Annotated in this window: 20 protein-coding genes; 10 read left to right on the top strand and 10 right to left on the bottom strand. The window is 63.1% G+C overall.

Annotated features, from left to right (window positions below; genetic code table 11):
- The first annotated feature begins 12 nt into the window (after window positions 1–12).
- The 3 genes from IEY38_RS08665 to IEY38_RS08675 all read left to right on the top strand — a co-directional run bounded on the left by IEY38_RS08665 (window position 13) and on the right by IEY38_RS08675 (window position 1952).
- Window positions 13–309, top strand: coding sequence for a hypothetical protein (locus IEY38_RS08665; RefSeq protein WP_058996015.1), 297 nt, complete (start codon window positions 13–15; stop codon window positions 307–309).
- 191 nt (window positions 310–500) lie between these two features.
- Window positions 501–1193: a metal-dependent hydrolase gene (locus IEY38_RS08670; protein WP_188977023.1), complete on the top strand. Its 693-nt coding sequence runs from the start codon at window positions 501–503 to the stop codon at window positions 1191–1193.
- Window positions 1194–1265: 72 nt separating this feature from the next.
- Window positions 1266–1952, top strand: coding sequence for a protein sorting system archaetidylserine synthase (locus IEY38_RS08675; RefSeq protein ID WP_188977025.1), 687 nt, complete (start codon window positions 1266–1268; stop codon window positions 1950–1952).
- 21 nt (window positions 1953–1973) lie between these two features.
- Here the strand turns inward: IEY38_RS08675 and IEY38_RS08680 are convergent, their stop codons facing one another.
- Window positions 1974–2750 (bottom strand): alpha/beta fold hydrolase, encoded by a 777-nt coding sequence (locus tag IEY38_RS08680; protein ID WP_188977027.1) that lies wholly within the window; start codon window positions 2748–2750, stop codon window positions 1974–1976.
- A 147-nt stretch (window positions 2751–2897) separates the two neighbouring features.
- Between IEY38_RS08680 and IEY38_RS08685 the strand changes: the two genes are divergently transcribed.
- Together IEY38_RS08685 and IEY38_RS08690 are read left to right on the top strand one after the other, a co-directional pair.
- Window positions 2898–3143, top strand: coding sequence for a DUF7127 family protein (locus IEY38_RS08685; RefSeq protein ID WP_005534511.1), 246 nt, complete (start codon window positions 2898–2900; stop codon window positions 3141–3143).
- Complete coding sequence (locus tag IEY38_RS08690; RefSeq protein WP_188977029.1) at window positions 3143–5416, top strand: CDC48 family AAA ATPase; 2274 nt, start codon at window positions 3143–3145, stop codon at window positions 5414–5416. The genes IEY38_RS08685 and IEY38_RS08690 overlap by 1 nt, the downstream gene beginning before the upstream one ends.
- 57 nt (window positions 5417–5473) lie before the next feature.
- On the opposite strand, the gene IEY38_RS08695 is transcribed toward IEY38_RS08690, so the two are convergent.
- Window positions 5474–6226 carry a TrmB family transcriptional regulator sugar-binding domain-containing protein gene (locus IEY38_RS08695; RefSeq protein WP_188977361.1) on the bottom strand — a complete coding sequence of 251 codons (753 nt, stop codon included), beginning with the start codon at window positions 6224–6226 and terminating at the stop codon, window positions 5474–5476.
- Between the two features lie 129 nt (window positions 6227–6355).
- Here IEY38_RS08695 and IEY38_RS08700 point away from each other — a divergent pair, with 129 nt between their 5' ends.
- Both IEY38_RS08700 and IEY38_RS08705 read left to right on the top strand, forming a co-directional pair.
- Entirely contained in the window at window positions 6356–7915 is a 1560-nt protein-coding gene (locus tag IEY38_RS08700; protein ID WP_188977031.1) for a hybrid sensor histidine kinase/response regulator, read from the top strand.
- 61 nt (window positions 7916–7976) lie between these two features.
- On the top strand, window positions 7977–8537 hold the full coding sequence (locus tag IEY38_RS08705) for a DUF420 domain-containing protein (RefSeq protein WP_188977033.1): 561 nt from the start codon (window positions 7977–7979) through the stop codon (window positions 8535–8537).
- A gap of 2 nt (window positions 8538–8539) precedes the next feature.
- Here IEY38_RS08705 and IEY38_RS08710 read toward each other — a convergent pair whose 3' ends face one another.
- From IEY38_RS08710 to IEY38_RS08730, 5 genes are all read right to left on the bottom strand, one after another.
- On the bottom strand, window positions 8540–9100 hold the full coding sequence (locus IEY38_RS08710) for a GNAT family N-acetyltransferase (RefSeq protein ID WP_188977035.1): 561 nt from the start codon (window positions 9098–9100) through the stop codon (window positions 8540–8542).
- 56 nt (window positions 9101–9156) lie between these two features.
- Window positions 9157–10599, bottom strand: coding sequence for an amidophosphoribosyltransferase (gene purF, locus IEY38_RS08715; RefSeq protein ID WP_170096050.1), 1443 nt, complete (start codon window positions 10597–10599; stop codon window positions 9157–9159).
- 14 nt (window positions 10600–10613) lie between these two features.
- Window positions 10614–10787: a 50S ribosomal protein L37e gene (locus IEY38_RS08720; RefSeq protein ID WP_004517916.1), complete on the bottom strand. Its 174-nt coding sequence runs from the start codon at window positions 10785–10787 to the stop codon at window positions 10614–10616.
- Window positions 10784–10966 carry an LSM domain-containing protein gene (locus IEY38_RS08725; RefSeq protein WP_004517917.1) on the bottom strand — a complete coding sequence of 61 codons (183 nt, stop codon included), beginning with the start codon at window positions 10964–10966 and terminating at the stop codon, window positions 10784–10786. The genes IEY38_RS08720 and IEY38_RS08725 overlap by 4 nt, the downstream gene beginning before the upstream one ends.
- 71 nt (window positions 10967–11037) lie before the next feature.
- Window positions 11038–12096 carry a M20/M25/M40 family metallo-hydrolase gene (locus tag IEY38_RS08730; RefSeq protein ID WP_188977037.1) on the bottom strand — a complete coding sequence of 353 codons (1059 nt, stop codon included), beginning with the start codon at window positions 12094–12096 and terminating at the stop codon, window positions 11038–11040.
- Between the two features lie 113 nt (window positions 12097–12209).
- Between IEY38_RS08730 and IEY38_RS08735 the strand changes: the two genes are divergently transcribed.
- Window positions 12210–12488, top strand: coding sequence for a hypothetical protein (locus IEY38_RS08735; protein WP_188977039.1), 279 nt, complete (start codon window positions 12210–12212; stop codon window positions 12486–12488).
- Between the two features lie 84 nt (window positions 12489–12572).
- Entirely contained in the window at window positions 12573–13523 is a 951-nt protein-coding gene (locus IEY38_RS08740) for a zinc-dependent metalloprotease (RefSeq protein WP_188977041.1), read from the top strand.
- A 36-nt stretch (window positions 13524–13559) separates the two neighbouring features.
- Here the strand turns inward: IEY38_RS08740 and IEY38_RS08745 are convergent, their stop codons facing one another.
- Both IEY38_RS08745 and IEY38_RS08750 read right to left on the bottom strand, forming a co-directional pair.
- On the bottom strand, window positions 13560–14090 hold the full coding sequence (locus IEY38_RS08745; RefSeq protein WP_005534495.1) for an Rrf2 family transcriptional regulator: 531 nt from the start codon (window positions 14088–14090) through the stop codon (window positions 13560–13562).
- Between the two features lie 76 nt (window positions 14091–14166).
- Window positions 14167–15711: an alkaline phosphatase family protein gene (locus IEY38_RS08750; RefSeq protein WP_188977043.1), complete on the bottom strand. Its 1545-nt coding sequence runs from the start codon at window positions 15709–15711 to the stop codon at window positions 14167–14169.
- Between the two features lie 123 nt (window positions 15712–15834).
- On the opposite strand from IEY38_RS08750, the gene IEY38_RS08755 reads away from it, so the two are divergent.
- Window positions 15835–16260: a DUF5796 family protein gene (locus IEY38_RS08755; protein ID WP_170096055.1), complete on the top strand. Its 426-nt coding sequence runs from the start codon at window positions 15835–15837 to the stop codon at window positions 16258–16260.
- Between the two features lie 39 nt (window positions 16261–16299).
- Here the strand turns inward: IEY38_RS08755 and IEY38_RS21645 are convergent, their stop codons facing one another.
- Window positions 16300–16434, bottom strand: a complete 135-nt coding sequence (locus IEY38_RS21645) for a DUF7128 family protein (RefSeq protein ID WP_004517924.1) — start codon at window positions 16432–16434, stop codon at window positions 16300–16302.
- Window positions 16435–16511 lie beyond the last annotated feature (77 nt).

Consider the following 16511-nt stretch of genomic DNA (forward strand, 5'->3'; position numbering starts at 1 on the left):
AGGTGACCACCAATGCAACAACACACCACCGTCATCGACAAAGCGGCGATGGCACTCAGCGGCGGATTGATGCTGCTGGGCGTCGTCGTCCTCGGCATCGTGGAGATACTGGCGGGGAAGCCCTACAGCGCGGCACCGCTGACGAACGACGCAGGCGAGATCATCGCGACGCCGATGATCGATCCGACGCTCCGGACCGGGCTGGTCTTGGCCGGCCTTCTGGTCCTGGCCCTGTACGGGGTCTACAGGCTCGTCGCCCCAATGAAGACTGAGACGGCCACGACACAGCAAGAAATCACGGCAGATTAAGCAGTTCTCGTTTTCGTTGTTTTAACCCGACGTGTCGAGCCTGTCTACAGAAGTGATAGTGGGTGCCGCTCCACCCCACCGATTCCCCACTGACAATGTATTTACTGTGGCCATATTAATCAGGTGGGGTAGTTTCTGATTCTGATAGAGCCCACCACAACGCTCATTTCTGTGGTCGTGTTGATATCTATATGCCTTCGCTGGTGGTTCACTACGCTTTTGTGGGGTTACTTGCTGCAACGCTGCTGGGTGCTGCATTCGATAAGCGGTCGCTGCTCCTGTCGGTACTCGTCGTCACATTCCCCGATGTAGACGCGTTCCTCGGCCTCTACTGGCAGGCCGGCCACCGGGCTGCGACGACGAATCTCGTCATCCCGGCAGTGCTGGCGCTCCTCATTGGAGTCGACCTGTACGTGCGTGACGAATCGTATATCAGGGGCCGCTGGGGGGCCTACGGTGTCCGTGTCAGCTGGTTCTGCGTCGTGGTGTACGTGGTTGGTCACGTACTCCTAGACCTGATTACGGGCGGTGCGAACCTCTTCTGGCCGCTGTACGACCAGTTCTACCAGCTCAGCGGCCACCTAGAGCTGTCGAGCCAGCGTGGCATCGTCCAGACGTTCGTCGAACTGCCCGACCCGCCCGCTCAGACATCCGGTGGCACCGGTACGGGGGGGAGCGGCGGGTCGACCACGCAGTCGATGGGCAACTCCAGCGAGGTGCAGATGAGTACTGGCATCGACCCCAACCCGGGACAGCCGGAACCCGAAACCGTCGACCGCGTGTTCCCCATCGCCCGGAGCGGCTGGGAGCTGGTCATCCTTGTCGTCGGGACGCTTGCCACCGCTGCTCGCCTCCGCATCGGCCACGACCTCCCCGACGAGTGATGGACCGCCGGGCGGCACTGCGGAGCGTTCGCTTTCGAGTCCTTCATATACGACCTGGCACACCGGGAAACCATGGGCTTCGAGGTACGCCGACGACTCAGTGTTGCCGACACGGTGACGTTGTTCAACGCCGTCGTCGGGTTCGTCGCCGGAGCCATCGCCTTCACTGACCCCCATCTGGCCGCTCGCCTCATTCTGCTGGCGGTCATCGCCGATGCAATCGACGGGATCGTTGCCCGGAACGGTGACAGCTCGGCGGTCGGCCCGCTGCTGGATTCCGTGACTGACGTGGTTTCGTTCGGTGCGACACCGAGCCTCTTTCTCTACGTGCTGTTGACGGACGCCTACGGCGGTATCGAATCCGCCCATCCAGCCGTGTTCGTCGGCCTCGCCCTGCTCGCCTCTGCGTACGTCGTGTGTTCCATTGTCAGGACGGCGTTCTACTCGACGTATTTCGACGCACCCGACGAACGGCCGGGCATGCCAAACACGCTCGGGAGTATCATCATCGCGACGGCGTATCTGAGCGGCATCACGAACCCGCTCGTTCTGAGTGTCGGTGCGCTCGGTCTCTCGCTTGCGATGATCGCGCCCTTCGACTATCCAAAGCCGGGGCCGAAATACGCCATCCCGATGGGTGTTGTACAAGCCGTCGCCGTCATCGCACCGATGGCGTTCTTCCGGGCCGGGCCGCGGGCGATGCTCGCCATCGCGCTGCTGTTCTTTGCGCTTGGACCGTGGGTTTACCCCGGAGAGTAATCCTCACAGGTCGCGCCCCGCTCAGACCGTGTCCTCGATGAACTCTCTCAGAATGTCGTTGAACGCCTCGGGTTGTTCGACCATCGCGAGGTGTGCGGCGTCGGGGACGAACGACACCTCCCCGTCGGGGATCTCGTGGGCCAGCGTCTCGTGATACGCCCGCGGGGTCAGTTTGTCGTGCTCGCCACAGACGGCCAGCACAGGTATATCAATCTCGCCGAGTCGGTCTCGCACGTCGAATCCGTGACAGGTCATGAAATCGCGCCGGGTCACGGCCTGCCCGACCGCCGCCATCTGCTCGCGGGAGCGGGCGAGGGCCTCGTGATCCGTGTCGTGGAACAGGCGGTCCCGTTCGTGTAAGAACTCGACAGCACGGTCCCAGTCGGTTGCGAGCCACTCCTGCAGTCCTTCAAACACCGGGAGTTCGGGGCCGGTCCCCAGCAACACTATTGCCGCGGGCGTCCAGTCCCGCTCCAGCGCCACCCACTGGGCGACGGCCCCACCCAGCGAATTACCGACCAGCACGTCCGCGTCCGTCTCCCGCCCTACAGCGACCACGTCGTCCGCGTAGGCGTTGAGGGTCGTGATCCCGGCATCGGCGTCGATGTCGTCGGAGTCACCGTGCCCGGACAGGTCCAGCGCGACAGCGGGATGAGTCGGTCCGGAGGGCGCGTACTGTCGACCCCACACGCGGTGTGTCGCGCCGCTACCGTGAACATACAGCGCCGTCGGTCCCGCTGTAGCAGACTGCGTCTCTCTGTACGCCGTGACTCGCCCGTCGTGCTCGATCCAGTTCATGCAACACCGTTCGGAAGCGGTGTGGATAAAGGATTGGCGCGCCCAGAACGGGTGTGAACCGCATTCAAGCAACTCCCAAGATTTTCCCGCCGTACGGCGTATTTCGGCGATAGGTTTATATACTTGTCACGCTTACTTTGAGTTAGCATGACTTCAGAACAGCAGTTGTTCGACGAGACGCCCCTCCGCCGATTCGAGTACGACGACAGCGTCGTGCTCGCGGCGGACGTGGGACCCGCTGCCGATGCGAGTGTCGATGTGGTCGATGGGACCGTCATCGTCGTCGCTGACGGCCATCAACATGAACAAGAGATCCCTGCCGGTGACGCACGAGCGTTTATCAATCACGGGGTTCTCACTATCGAACTGTCAGAGGACGAGGGAGATAACTGATGAGACTTACTGTCAAACCACTCAAACAGAAAGACGCCGGCCGTGGCCTCGCGGCTATCGACCGCGCCGCGATGGACGAACTCGAACTCGAGAACGGCGACTACATCGTTCTCGAAGGGAAACAGGACAGCCGCGCAGTCGCCCGCGTCTGGCCCGGCTACCCCGAGGACGAGGGGAAGGGTATCGTTCGCATTGACGGGCAGCTTCGTCAGGAAGCCAACGTCGGTATCGACGACCCGGTCAACATCGAAAAGGCCGATGTCAACCCCGCGACCTCGGTCACCGTCGCGCTGCCCCAGAACCTCCGGGTTCGGGGCAACGTCGGCCCGATGATCCGGAACAACCTCAGCGGTCAGGCCGTCACACAGGGCCAGACCGTTCCGGTGAGCTTCGGCCTCGGACCGCTCTCCTCGATGTCCGGCCAGAAGATCCCGCTGAAGATCGCCGAAACCGAGCCCTCCGGGACGGTCGTCGTGACCGACTCCACAGACATACAGGTCAGCGAGATGCCCGCCGAGCAGGTCCACAGCGGCGAGGGCGCACCCGAAGCCCGCGACACGCCTGACGTGACCTACGAGGACATCGGCGGCCTCGACCGCGAGCTCGAACAGGTCCGTGAGATGATCGAGCTGCCGATGCGCCACCCCGAACTGTTCCAGCAGCTCGGTATCGAGCCGCCGAAGGGCGTCCTCCTGCACGGCCCGCCCGGCACCGGGAAGACGCTGATGGCCAAGGCTGTCGCAAACGAGATCGACGCCTACTTCACCACTATCTCCGGCCCGGAGATCATGTCGAAGTACTACGGCGAGAGCGAGGAGCAACTCCGCGAGATCTTCGACGAGGCCTCGGAGAACTCCCCCGCTATCGTCTTCATTGACGAGATCGACTCTATCGCCCCGAAGCGCGGCGAGACCCAGGGCGACGTGGAACGCCGCGTCGTCGCCCAGCTACTCAGCTTGATGGACGGGCTCGAAGAGCGCGGGCAGGTCATCGTCATCGGGGCGACGAACCGCGTCGACGCCATCGACCCGGCGCTGCGCCGTGGTGGCCGCTTCGACCGCGAGATCGAGATCGGTGTCCCGGACAAGGAGGGTCGCAAGGAGATCCTGCAGGTCCACACCCGCGGGATGCCCCTCTCCGAGGAGATCAACATCGAGAACTACGCCGAGAACACCCACGGCTTCGTCGGCGCTGACCTCGCCTCCCTCACGAAAGAGAGTGCGATGAACGCACTCCGACGTATCCGCCCCGAACTCGACCTCGAATCCGACGAGATCGACGCCGAGGTACTGGAACGGCTGGAGATCAGCGATACGGACTTCCGCGAGGCGATGAAGGGCATCGAGCCCTCCGCGCTCCGGGAGGTCTTCGTCGAAGTCCCGGACGTTACCTGGGACTCCGTCGGTGGCCTCGAAGGTACCAAGGAGCGGCTCCGGGAGACCATCCAGTGGCCGCTGGAGTACGAGGACGTGTTCGAGTCGATGGATCTGGAAGCCGCAAAGGGCGTGCTGATGTACGGCCCGCCCGGCACCGGGAAGACGCTGCTGGCGAAAGCCGTCGCCAACGAGGCCCAGTCCAACTTCATCTCCGTGAAGGGACCGGAACTCCTGAACAAGTTCGTCGGCGAGTCCGAGAAGGGCGTCCGCGAAGTGTTCAGCAAGGCCCGCGAGAACGCCCCGACCGTGGTGTTCTTCGACGAGATCGACTCCATCGCCGGCGAACGTGGCGGCGGCACGACCGACTCCGGCGTCGGCGAGCGCGTCGTCTCCCAGCTCCTGACGGAGCTAGACGGCATCGAGGACATGGAAAACGTCGTCGTCGTCGCGACCACGAACCGGCCGGACCTCATCGACGACGCGCTCCTGCGCCCCGGCCGACTCGACAGGCACGTCCACGTGCCCGTCCCGGACGAGGAAGCCCGGCGCGCTATCTTCCAGGTTCACACTCGCGACAAGCCGCTGGCCGACGGCGTCGATCTCGACCAACTGGCCAGCCGAACGGACGGCTACGTCGGCGCAGACATCGAAGCGGTCGCCCGCGAGGCGTCGATGGCCGCGACCCGGGAGTTCATCAACAGCGTGGACCCCGAGGAGATCGGCGACAGTGTCAGCAACGTCCGTGTGACGATGGACCACTTTGAGCACGCGCTCGAAGAAGTCGGCCCCAGCGTCACCGAGGAGACCCGCGAGCGCTACGACGAGATCGAACAGCGCTTCGACCGGGCCGAACCCGGCGTCACCGAGGAGAGCACGGCTAGCCGAACCTTCCAGTAGCGACGGTCGGCACACCACTGCTGATTTTTCCGCACTGTCGGCACGTTTCCCGCTTCGTTATTGCTCATCACCCCTGTCCAGCGTGATTTCGCGACACTCGTAGACTTCTCTCGTCGCACCTGAGCCGCCGACGGTGACCGGTCCCGAATCGGTTTCGATGGTGAGCGACCGTTCGGCCGGGTTCTTACTCGATGCGGGATAGACGATACTCTGCCGGGCGTTTATTACCGGTCCTGATATCGTCGTCTCAGTGCGGTCCGCCGTCGAGAGTACCCGGGCGCGAGCGGTGATCGGCGTGCCCTCGCGCAGCGCCAGCGCCGCCGCAAGCACCGCGAACTGGAACGCCGAAAACGTCCGCGGGAACACACAGACGTCGGCGATGTAGCATTCCGTTCCCATCAGCCAGTGGCTCCCGAGGAACATCGTGAACTCATCGTGTGCGAGGTTTTCGTTATCGAATTCGGTCGCCTGATAGTCCGCCATCGAATTAGTCAGCAGTTCGGAATGCCCCGTGAGTCCGCGCTGCATATCAGCGGTCACGAGCAGTGGGGTAATGCCGCTCTCGATTGTCCGCACCGCCGTGGCAATATCGTCGTATGCGGGTGTTGGTGCTGTCTCATCGCCATGGACCAGTAACAACACCAATACATCCCGCTCGATAGCTGCGCCGAGTTGCGGCACAAACTCATGGAGGGCCGATTTTGGGACCGCGATCGTGAGACTCTCCTCGGCACTGTCAATAAGTGAGTGCATCGCATCGATGACTGCCGACTGGGTCTGATGGGTTTGCAGTCCCGATTGTGCCATCAGCAGAGAATTCGGTGCCACGTGTATAAATCGTCCCCTGAATTCGGAGAGAGCGTCGCTGTGGCGGGAAATGTCATCAGTGACGATAGTTAGGGTGTAACTTCTTTATGTATGTATCTCCTCGGAAAGGTGATGAAGTCACAGCCCACCGTCCTGTTTGTCCGCAGTCCAAGTCAGGACAGGGCCGCGATTTCGATGCTCCGGGACAGTGGTCTCACCGTTCACGAGTTCGACGGGGTTCGTGATTTGGAGTGTGCACTCGGCGATTATGACGCGGACTGCGTCGTCACGAACTGCGAAGTGGAGAACCTGGACGGGACGCAGTATCTCGGTGGGCTGACCGTTATCGAACGACTGCGGGAGAGCCATCCCGAGCTCCCGGTGGTCCTTTTCGCTGAGGTGACAAACGGCGATATCGCCCGCGAAGCGTACAGCCGCGACGTGTTCGGCTACGTTCCGAGTACCGTGAACGACGCCCACCAGCGACTGCTGGCACAGGTCGACGCCGCCGTCGCGTCCAGCCCCGCCCGCCAACGGGCGAACAAGCGAAAACAGCTCAACGAGGCCGTCCGGCTGGTCAATCAGGCCCTCGTCCGCTCACAGTCACGGATGGATATCGAACGCGATATCACGGCGGTTCTGGCGGGCACGGCTAGATACAGCGAGGCCTGTACGGTGACCTGTCAGCACGACAGACCGGTCGTTCGAGCGCTGGGGTCACAGCGTGACCACGTCTCCATCACTGCACCGGAACCGTTGCGGCGGGCCGAGTCGGAGGACCGACTGGTCGTTGCAGACATCGACCCAGCAACGGTCGCGGATGACACAGACGCACTGGAGACAGACTGTTCCCGAGTTCTCGCTGTCCCGCTGGTGTACGATGGGGCGTCGTACGGCGTCCTCGGAGTGTACGCCGACCGTGTCGATATCTTCGACACGGAAGAACAGGATACGTTCAGAGAGGTCGGCCACAATATCGCGCTGGCTATCGACGCGAGCCAGACGAAAGACGCGCTCCAGCAGCGGACGACGGAATTGGAACGACAGAAAGAGCGGCTCCGTGAGCTCGCACAGATCATCTCACACGAACTCCGGAACCCGCTTCAGGCAGCGATGGGACGGGTCGAACTGCTAGCCACTGAACACGCCGCCGAGGAGTTCGACGCCATCCAGCGCAGCCACACCCGTATGTCGTTTCTCATCGACGATCTCATGGAAATCGCTCGACAGGGCGGCAGACAGTACACCGTCGAGCCAGTCACGCTCTCCGACGTGATGGCGGACGCCTGGACGACGGTCGACACCGGTGGGTCGACCATCGAAATCGACTGTACCGAGACGATACTGGCCGATGGCAACCGGCTGTGTCAGCTTGCGGAAAACTTCTTCCGGCTCGCCATGGAGCAGGGCGACACCGGCAAAATAACCGTCACCGACACGGCTGACGGATTCGCCCTCGAATACGACGGTGTCCCGCTGGAGGCGGGGAACAAAGGGCCGTTTGAACTCTATTACGCCTCCAGTGACGAGGGGGTCGGGCTCCACCTCGCCGTGATCCGGGAAATCGCACAGGGCCACGGGTGGGAAATCGCACAGGGCCACGGGTGGGAAATCGCCCTCTCCAACGAATCAACGGAGCGGGTCCGGCTGAACGTCACCGACGTCAAGCGGCCGGCAGCGAAAACCACGTAGCGACCCCGCCTCGCCGTACGTGACTCGAAACCGTATTTTGCATCCAGGCCGGAGTTGTGGTATGGATCTTCAGGCTCGGTATCGCGTGCCAGCACTCACTGGCCTGTTGACGGTCGTGTCGCTCGCGCTCGTGTTCGGAGCCGTTCTCGGGGCGATTCCCCGATCGGCGCTCCCCGCTGCACCCGCGAGCGTTCTCGGGGCGATCCCCCACGCCAACGCCGTGGTCAGCGCCCTCGCTATCGGCACAATCGTCGGCGGTATCCGAGCGATCCGCCGCGGCGACGTCGCCCGACACCGGAAGCTGATGCTCTCCTCGTTCGGACTGTTCGCTCTGTTTCTCGTACTGTACCTCTACCGGATAACACTTGCAGGGCCGACGGACTTCACCGGGCCATCAGTCGTCGAGACATATTTTTACCTGCCCTTCCTCGCCGTCCACATCCTGCTTGCCATCATCGCCATCCCGGCGGTGTACTACGTCTTGCTGCTGGCTTACACGTACCCCGCCTCGGAACTGTCGTCGACGAACCACCCGCGGGCCGGGAAACTGGCCGCAAGCCTGTGGCTGATCTCCTTCTCGATGGGTATCATCGTGTACGTGATGCTGTATCTGGTCTGGTAAGCTTACTCGCGCTCTGTTCGTAGCAGGCCGAACCACAACATGTCTCGCCACGCGCCGTCGAGATGCCACTCCGCCCGGTGGGTGCCTTCTTTCTTGAATCCCAGGCGTTCGACCACCGCGACGGAGCGGTCGTTTCCGCCCACAATCTTTGCCGACCATTTCCGGAGCGCCCGCTGGTCGAAGCCATACTGGACTAGCCTGCTCGCCGCCTCGGTGGCGTACCCCTGCCCCCAGGCGTCCGGGTCGAGCCAGTAGGCCAGTTCGGCTGTGCCCCGCTCCGGGTCGTGGTCCGTCATGGCGACAAGTCCGACCGGCTCGGTTCGGTCCTCGACTGGGCCCGGACTCCCGGCCGGGTCGACACAGACCAGCAGATGGACCGAGTCCTCATCGGAAAGCGTCTCTTTGTAGTAGGTCTCCATCTGGTCGCCGGTCGGCGGGCGGGCGTACGTCCCCAGCCCCCAGACCTTCTCGTCGTGAAAGACGCGCTGTATCCAGTCAAGGTCGTCTCGTTCCGGGGACCGGAGGGCGGTTCGATCGGTTGCGAGGAAGGACGGCCCTGACATTGGCGACTCCTCGCTCGGACTGGGCAAAAATGTAGTGCTGTGCAGCACCGACGACGCTAGTCGTCGGCCGGGCTCGACTGCGTCCCGATATCCGGGCGGGCAACGTCCCGATCCGTCGCCTCGCCCTCGATATCGTAGGGATACTCGCCGGTGACACAGCCGAGACAGAGGTCAGTCCGGCTCGTCTCCAGCGTCTCCGCGATGGCGTCGATAGAGAGGTACGACAGCGAGTCCGCCTCGATTTCCTCGCGGATCTCGTCGACGGACTGGTTCCCAGCGATGAGTTCATCGCGGGAGGCCATGTCGATGCCCATGTAACAGGGCGCGACGATTGGCGGCGCGCCGATGCGGACGTGGACTTCCTCGGCCCCGGCGTCTTTCAGCAACTTGATCAGTTGCGTCGAGGTGGTCCCGCGGACGATAGAGTCGTCGATGATGGTGACGCTTTTGCCCTCGATTGTGGACTTGATGGGGTTGAGCTTCAGCCGAACGGCCCGCTCGCGTTCGTCCTGCGTCGGCATGATGAACGTGCGGCCGACGTACCGGTTTTTCATCAGCCCTTCGGCGAACTCGATGTCCGAGCCGTCGTCCTGTGCGGCCTCGGCGTACCCGGAAGCGAACGCGCGCCCGGAGTCCGGCACCGGCAACACCACGTCTGATTCGACACCGGACTCCTCCCAGAGTTTCCGGCCCAGTTCGCGCCGGACCTCGTAGACGAGGTTCTCGTCGATGGTTGAGTCCGGTCGCGCGAAGTAGACGTGTTCGAAGAAGCAATGGGCCGTGTTCTCGGGTTCGACGAGCTGATAGGTGTCGTAGCCGGTGCCGTCGGCGTGCAAGACGACGAGTTCGCCGGGTTTGACGTCCCGGATCAGTTCGCCGTCGAGCGTGTCGATGGCGGCCGACTCGGAAGCGAGGACGTAGCCGTCCTCGAGTTCCCCGATACACAGCGGTCGGTTCCCCTGCGGGTCGCGCACGCCGAGGACCGTCTCGTCGTGCATGATGGTCAGCGAGTACGACCCGTGGATGCGGTTCATCGTTCGCTTGACGGCCCGAACCAGATCCTCCTCGAGGAGATTACGCGCGAGGTCGTGGGCGATGACCTCGGTGTCGCCGTCGGACGTGAAGGCGTGGCCGAGGTCGGCCAGTTCGTCGCCGATCTCGTCGGCGTTGACGAGATTCCCGTTGTGGGACAGGCCCAGCGACCCCGATTTGAACGAGACGGAGAACGGCTGGGCACAGCAGGCGTTGACGCTCCCGGCGGTTGGGTATCGGACGTGGCCGATACCGTTTGAGCCGTTGAGCGCCTCTAGATCGCCGGGGTCGAACGCGTCACCGACGAGTCCCATCTCGACGTGGCTGTACTGCTGGAACCCGTCGTGGGTGACGATACCGGCCGATTCCTGGCCGCGGTGCTGGAGCGCGTACAAGGAGTAGTAAAGCGGTCGGGCGGCGTCACGGTCCTCCAGAGAGATGCCAACAACGCCGCACTTCTCGTGCATTTGTGTTGGGTGTGTTATTCGCCCGCTTTCGACTGCCACTCGTAGTCACGCCGCTTGGCCGACTTGCCGAAACCGCACGACGAGCAGACCTTCTTTTTCGTGTGATACGACTTTTCACCACACCGTCGACACTTCGTGTGCGTCGTGGTGTTTTTCTTGCCCTGACTCGGAGTTCCTGCGCCAGTCATGGAGTAATTGAGACGACGTTATCGCCGCGTATAATCGTTGTGTCTTCATCCTCGACGACGAGGTTCATGTGTTGGTCGTAGCCAGTGAGTTCCCCCTCGAACAGTTCGCCACCCTTCAGCTGTACGGTGACTGTCTCACCGAGGGACGCTTCGAGTACATCTAGCGGTCGTCCACTCATGTACGGTTTGGATAGTGATGGCCGCTTAAACGTACCGTTTGTCTGATGGCACGTGAGACCGTGCCGCTATCCTACACGTCGACGCTAAACGGCGCTCGCTCGGCCGCTCGGACGGCGAAGCCAGCGAGCAGGTCTGCAAGCGTGTCGAGGTCGTCGGGATCGATGACCTCGACCGGCGTGTGCATGTAGCGGTTCGGCAGCCCGACGTTGACCGATGGAATCCCACCACGTGAGGTGTAGAATGCGTCCGCATCGGTCCCGGTTCGAGTGCCCGCCGCCTGCAACTGGATATCGATGTCCTCGGCCTCGCTCGTCTCTCGAAGAGCGTCGACGGCGACCGGATGGTTCGCGCTCCCGCGGGCGACGACCGGTCCCTCGCCGAGATCCACACCCGTCGCGGCCTTGCCGGGCGAACCCGGTGCGTCTGTTGCGTGCGTCACGTCCGCCGCGATGGCCACGTCCGGCGCGAGGTCGAACCCGACCATCTTCGCCCCCTGTACGCCGACTTCCTCCTGTACTGTCGAGACAGCGTACACCGTCGCGTCCGGGTCTGATTCTGCCGCGCGGCGGAGGCCCTCGGCGGCCGCCCAGATACCGATACGGTTGTCCATCCCCCGTGCGGCAAGGCGGCCGTTCTCCAGTTCGCTCAGCGTCTGGACGAACGTCACTGGGTCGCCGCGGTCGACGAGTGATTCCACCTCGTCGCCGTCCGCTGCACCCACGTCGACGTACTGTTCGGAGATTTCGGGGACCGAATCGTCGTCCGAATCCCGGAGGTGAATCGCGGTCTGTCCCACGACGCCCGAGACGGGGCCGTCTGCCGTGTGAATGGTGACGTGTTGCCCGCGGGAGACGGTCTTGTCAGAGCCGCCGATGCGGCCCAGTTTGACGAAGCCGTCGTCCGTGAAGTCTCGAACGATGAACCCGATTTCGTCACCGTGGCCCGCGAGCGCAACGGTCGTATCGCCGCCCTCGACCTTCGCGACGGCGTTCCCGTAGTCGTCCGTTCGGACCTCGTCGGCGAACTCGCTGACGTAGTCGAGCCACACCCGCTGGCTGTCGGCCTCGTATCCAGACGGGCCGGGCGTTGTCAGCAGCGATTCGAGAAACTCTCGTCGTCGTGTGTCCATACACGAGATAATTGCCCCGTGGTCATGAAAACAACGGACGGCATACGGTCTAGGACATCTCAGCGTGGCCATGGTACCGCCACGGCTAATAGTCGGGGCGTCGAACTGTTAGTATGGCAGAATTCACCTTCCTCGAAGTACATCTCGACGGTGCGGAGTTCACTGCGAACGCTCCGTTCAGCGCTGGCGACGATGACGACGAATCAGACAGCAAATCACAGTGGTCGCGGACGGACGGGTCGAGCAACGAAACAGATACAGAAGACGGCAGCGGCCCCAGTGTCGGTCGCCTCGCGCTCGCGGTGCTCGGTGTCGTCGCAGTTGTCGCGCTCGTTCTGCGCCTGTATCTCGCCGGGTCAGAAGACGCTGATGACAGCGACGTCGACCTGTAGCGGATAGGTCTCGCTCTCGAACCGAACGCGGGGAGTCGTTTTTACAGGGAGAAGGCCTATTTTCTCCCGCCACATTTCAGGCGTATGGGAATATACCACAGCGTTCAGGCTGTCGCCGGCGCGACCGGCGACGGCCCTATCGACTGGAGTGCCGTCGCCGACGCCGCGAAGGGCGCGACGGATACGGGCGACCTCACCGTCGAGACGCCCGAACGCGACGGCTACGCGACCGACGTTCGGGACGCCAGGGATCGCGTCCGGGAGGTCGGCGAACTCGCCTTTGACCTGCCCGAAACCGTCGAGATCCAGAACCGCCACCACTGGATCGATGCCAACGTCGCCACGTTCAGTCGCGTGATGGAGCCGATCGAACAACAGGCCGAGTACATCCCCGGTATCGCCCGCGTGGTCAACACCGGATCGATGGCCGTTGCACTCTCGTTTCTGGGGAACAACGTCCTGGGCCAGTACGACCCCGTCCTGCTCGCGGACAACGACGCCCACGCACTGTACTTCGTGCGTCCCAACATCCACCGGGTCGCCGATCAGTTGAACGTCGAGCGGGACCGGTTCCGCCGCTGGATCGCGTTCCACGAGGTCACGCACGCGGCGGAGTTCGGTGCGGCCCCGTGGCTCTCGGACCACCTCGAAACGGCGATGGAGGACGCCATCGACAATCTCACCGACGGCAACATCGATCGGGCGACGCTTGGCGAACTCGATACGACGATGACTGCCGTCGAGGGCTACGCGGAACTGCTGATGGACCGTGCCTTCGACGACGAGTACGACGACCTGCGGCGGAAAGTCGACGAGCGCCGGCAGGGACGTGGCCCCATCGCGTCGCTCATGCGCCGACTCCTCGGCCTCGGGATGAAACGGCAGCAGTACGAACGCGGGAAGGCGTTTTTCGACACAGTCGCCGATGCCCGCGGCGTCGCTGCGGCGGGGCGCGTCTGGGACTCACCGGACACCCTGCCCACCGAAGACGAGATAGAGACGCCGACGCTGTGGATCGACCGCGTCGACCCCTGAAACCGCTACAGCACGCTACGCGGTCCCGCAGAACGCTTATTTCTCCGGTTCTTCCACAGGCGCTTCGATCTTCGCGACGTCGAGGAGGATTTCGCTGTTCGATTCGTCGACCGCGACGACCGTCCCGGCGACGACGAGCTTCGAGATCGGCGTCGGGCCGAGAATGACCGCCTGACTCTCGCTGAAGTCCTGAACCGAGCTCTGGAGGTGGAACCGGGCGCGGCACTTCTCCGGGTCGTGGACGTTTGTGAAGTTGATTTCCTCGACGGTGACGTCGACGCGCTCGTAGTCGTGGGCGACGACGACGCTCTCGGCCTCGTCGATCTGCTGGCGGTCGATTGCGTCGAATGCCTCGGACGTCGGCTTGTACCCACCCGTCGGGCCGGGAATACCCTCGACGAGTCCCAGCGAGGTCAGACTCTGCATCTGGTTCCGTACCGTTCCGGGGTTCCGGTCGATCTCCTCTGCGATTGTCTCGCCGGTAACTGCCTCACCGGTCTGTTGATACCTGTTTACCAGCGTCGTAAGCATCGTTCGCTGGCTGTTGTTCAGATCGATGCTAACCATACCGGTGTGTATCGGGAGCGGCTACTTATCCCATTGGGTTCACTCATTTGAACGCCGGTCGAACTCACAGACGGGGCTACTCCATGTATCCCAGCTGCTTCAGGCGGTCTTCGACGGCGTCGTCATCGTCGCTCCCGAGTGCATCATCGATACTGAGTGGGTCGCGCTCGCCGACATCAGGGTCCTCGGGGAATACCGGGAGCACCTTGCCGCGCATATCAGTCGGGACAGCGCAGCCGTGGGCAGCCAGCACCGTCGGGGCGATATCAAGGATGCTGATGCGGTCGAGTTCCCCCTGTGGTTCGAAATCCGGCCCGCTGGCGGCGAAAATGCCGTAGGGCGTGTTCTCGGCCGCCCAGCGGTCGGGACCGCTCTGAATGGTCCCGCCGCCGATGCCGTCGTTGACGTGGACGCCCGGGCGCTGGTCGACGACCACGTCGGGGCCCGCATCGACGTAGGGGCCGTTGTACACGTCTTCGCCTCTGTACACGTCAGTGAACAGCGGTCCATGCTCGTCTTCCACCTCGCGTAGGTCAGCCATCAGCGACTCACGGACCGATTCCACGTCGAACCGGGGGTTGATGTACACCGGCCCCTGGCCGCTGGCGACGACCTTCGTCTGTTCCAAGTCGACGGCTTCGAGCTTTCTGTCCCGTTTGACGCCGTCGCGTTGCGGGACGAGTTGCTGGATGGACTCGGGGACGACGCGGGCGAGCGTGTCCACCAGTCCGGCCCGCTTTGCGACCGCCAGCAGGTTTTCCCGGTCGAGCCCGATTCGCGTGAGGAGCGCATCGACGCTCGTATCCCGAACTTGGTAGCCGTTCTCGGCCAGCCACTCGTTGATGTAGAACTCCGTCTGGGTCGCGTCACAGCCGTGGTCGGACATCAGGACGAGGTTCAGATCTTCGCGGTCGTCGAGCCGGCCGACCCACTCGTCGACCAGCTTCCACGCGCGCAGGCTCGGCTCGTCGTCCCAGAAGAAGTGATGCAGGACGTTGAGATAGAACAGCGTGACGTGGACGAAATCGAGGTCCCGCTCGTCCATGAGCGTCGTCGCCACCTCGAAGCGCTTCTCTAGCAGGTCCAGAATAGCCTCGACCTCAGCGCCGCGTTCGTCATTCGAAGACAATAGCGGGTCCGGGTGGACGCTGTAGTCGAACCGCGATTCGAGTTCCTCGGCCAGTTCCGGCGGCGAGGTGTAGCCGGAGCTGATCGATCTGTACTCCCCCTCGACGGCGTCCGGACCGCCGGCGACGACGAGGTCGTCGATGTCCCGCGGCGGGTACATCGTCGGCATATTGACGACGCCGGCCGACTGTCCCTCGTCGTTGAGGTAGTCCCACAGTTCGGCGGTGTCGTAGTCGCCGCCGTTCATCACGTTGATTTCGCCCGCGTCGAGGTCGACGTTCTCGAACCAGAAGACACCGAACCCACCGGGGTCCTTGCCCGAGGAGTAGCACTTCCAGTTCGGGAAGGTCACAGGCGGCAGACAGCTCCGCGTCCCCGCCCAGGTGCCGGTGTCCCGCAGCGCGGCCAAGTTCGGGAGCTCGCCGGCCTCGATCCACGGGTCGAGCAGTTCCCAGCTCGCACCGTCGAGTCCGACGACGAGGGTCTTCGTCATGGTGAGACGGAGACAGGCGAGTCACTAGTCCCTTTCGCACCCGTTCCAGAGATGGGTCGCCGGGCGACTACGGGCCGAAACGGACAACGCGTCACTTTTGACCGCGCCGCCGGAAGGGTCGGTATGAGCAACCGGTCGGACATCGCACCGGACACCGTCTCGGTCGAGTTGACCGAGGACGGCGTCGTCGTGGAGTACCTCGACGGCCGTCAAGCGTTCTACCACGGCGTCCCAACGACGGTCGAAGGGAGTATCCAGACTGCGCCGGGCAAAGACACGCACGTCCTGATTACTGACGAGACAGAGACGTCGGGTATCCTCGTGTACGTCAACGACCTCCGGACACACGACGATATTCTCGAAGAGACAGGCGTCGGTCGGGTCATCCTCGACGACGGCGAGGAGGACGAACTGTTCCCGGGCGTCACGGTTCGGGACAATCAGATGCGGACGGAAGTCGAAGTCGATTACGACGTGACGAACGGTCGGGTGTTCGTCTTCGAGGAGGATGAACTCGGCGAGCGAAGCTTCGAAATCGTCGAGGCGTGACGCCTGTGTGAGGCGGCCGTGTCCGCGGAACGAGGACCGTTACTGGATGTAGGACGGGTCTTCGTCGTCGCAGTTCTCCTCGTGCTGGCGCGCGTCGCTCTGGTCGTCGAACATCAGGCCACAGGTCTCGCATTTGTACCACGTGACCTCGTCTCGCTCGGTCTGGACAACCATACCAGAGAGTCCGACGGCCGCCCGTATATTATTTTCCCGCAACACAACGGGAACCCTCAAGGGAGTCGGATTGCAAG

The organism is Haloarcula sebkhae (assembly GCF_014647415.1).
GTDB lineage: Archaea > Halobacteriota > Halobacteria > Halobacteriales > Haloarculaceae > Haloarcula > Haloarcula sebkhae.

What these genes read in the sequence shown, in the direction of transcription:
- IEY38_RS08665 (WP_058996015.1), top strand. Translation starts at nt 13, where the DNA reads ATGCAACAACACACCACCGTCATCGACAAAGCGGCGATGGCACTCAGC.
- IEY38_RS08670 (WP_188977023.1), top strand. Translation starts at nt 501, where the DNA reads ATGCCTTCGCTGGTGGTTCACTACGCTTTTGTGGGGTTACTTGCTGCA.
- IEY38_RS08675 (WP_188977025.1), top strand. Translation starts at nt 1,266, where the DNA reads ATGGGCTTCGAGGTACGCCGACGACTCAGTGTTGCCGACACGGTGACG.
- IEY38_RS08680 (WP_188977027.1), bottom strand. Translation starts at nt 2,750, where the DNA reads ATGAACTGGATCGAGCACGACGGGCGAGTCACGGCGTACAGAGAGACG.
- IEY38_RS08685 (WP_005534511.1), top strand. Translation starts at nt 2,898, where the DNA reads ATGACTTCAGAACAGCAGTTGTTCGACGAGACGCCCCTCCGCCGATTC.
- IEY38_RS08690 (WP_188977029.1), top strand. Translation starts at nt 3,143, where the DNA reads ATGAGACTTACTGTCAAACCACTCAAACAGAAAGACGCCGGCCGTGGC.
- IEY38_RS08700 (WP_188977031.1), top strand. Translation starts at nt 6,356, where the DNA reads ATGAAGTCACAGCCCACCGTCCTGTTTGTCCGCAGTCCAAGTCAGGAC.
- IEY38_RS08705 (WP_188977033.1), top strand. Translation starts at nt 7,977, where the DNA reads ATGGATCTTCAGGCTCGGTATCGCGTGCCAGCACTCACTGGCCTGTTG.
- IEY38_RS08710 (WP_188977035.1), bottom strand. Translation starts at nt 9,100, where the DNA reads ATGTCAGGGCCGTCCTTCCTCGCAACCGATCGAACCGCCCTCCGGTCC.
- purF (WP_170096050.1), bottom strand. Translation starts at nt 10,599, where the DNA reads ATGCACGAGAAGTGCGGCGTTGTTGGCATCTCTCTGGAGGACCGTGAC.
- IEY38_RS08720 (WP_004517916.1), bottom strand. Translation starts at nt 10,787, where the DNA reads ATGACTGGCGCAGGAACTCCGAGTCAGGGCAAGAAAAACACCACGACG.
- IEY38_RS08725 (WP_004517917.1), bottom strand. Translation starts at nt 10,966, where the DNA reads ATGAGTGGACGACCGCTAGATGTACTCGAAGCGTCCCTCGGTGAGACA.
- IEY38_RS08730 (WP_188977037.1), bottom strand. Translation starts at nt 12,096, where the DNA reads ATGGACACACGACGACGAGAGTTTCTCGAATCGCTGCTGACAACGCCC.
- IEY38_RS08735 (WP_188977039.1), top strand. Translation starts at nt 12,210, where the DNA reads ATGGCAGAATTCACCTTCCTCGAAGTACATCTCGACGGTGCGGAGTTC.
- IEY38_RS08740 (WP_188977041.1), top strand. Translation starts at nt 12,573, where the DNA reads ATGGGAATATACCACAGCGTTCAGGCTGTCGCCGGCGCGACCGGCGAC.
- IEY38_RS08745 (WP_005534495.1), bottom strand. Translation starts at nt 14,090, where the DNA reads ATGGTTAGCATCGATCTGAACAACAGCCAGCGAACGATGCTTACGACG.
- IEY38_RS08750 (WP_188977043.1), bottom strand. Translation starts at nt 15,711, where the DNA reads ATGACGAAGACCCTCGTCGTCGGACTCGACGGTGCGAGCTGGGAACTG.
- IEY38_RS08755 (WP_170096055.1), top strand. Translation starts at nt 15,835, where the DNA reads ATGAGCAACCGGTCGGACATCGCACCGGACACCGTCTCGGTCGAGTTG.
- IEY38_RS21645 (WP_004517924.1), bottom strand. Translation starts at nt 16,434, where the DNA reads ATGGTTGTCCAGACCGAGCGAGACGAGGTCACGTGGTACAAATGCGAG.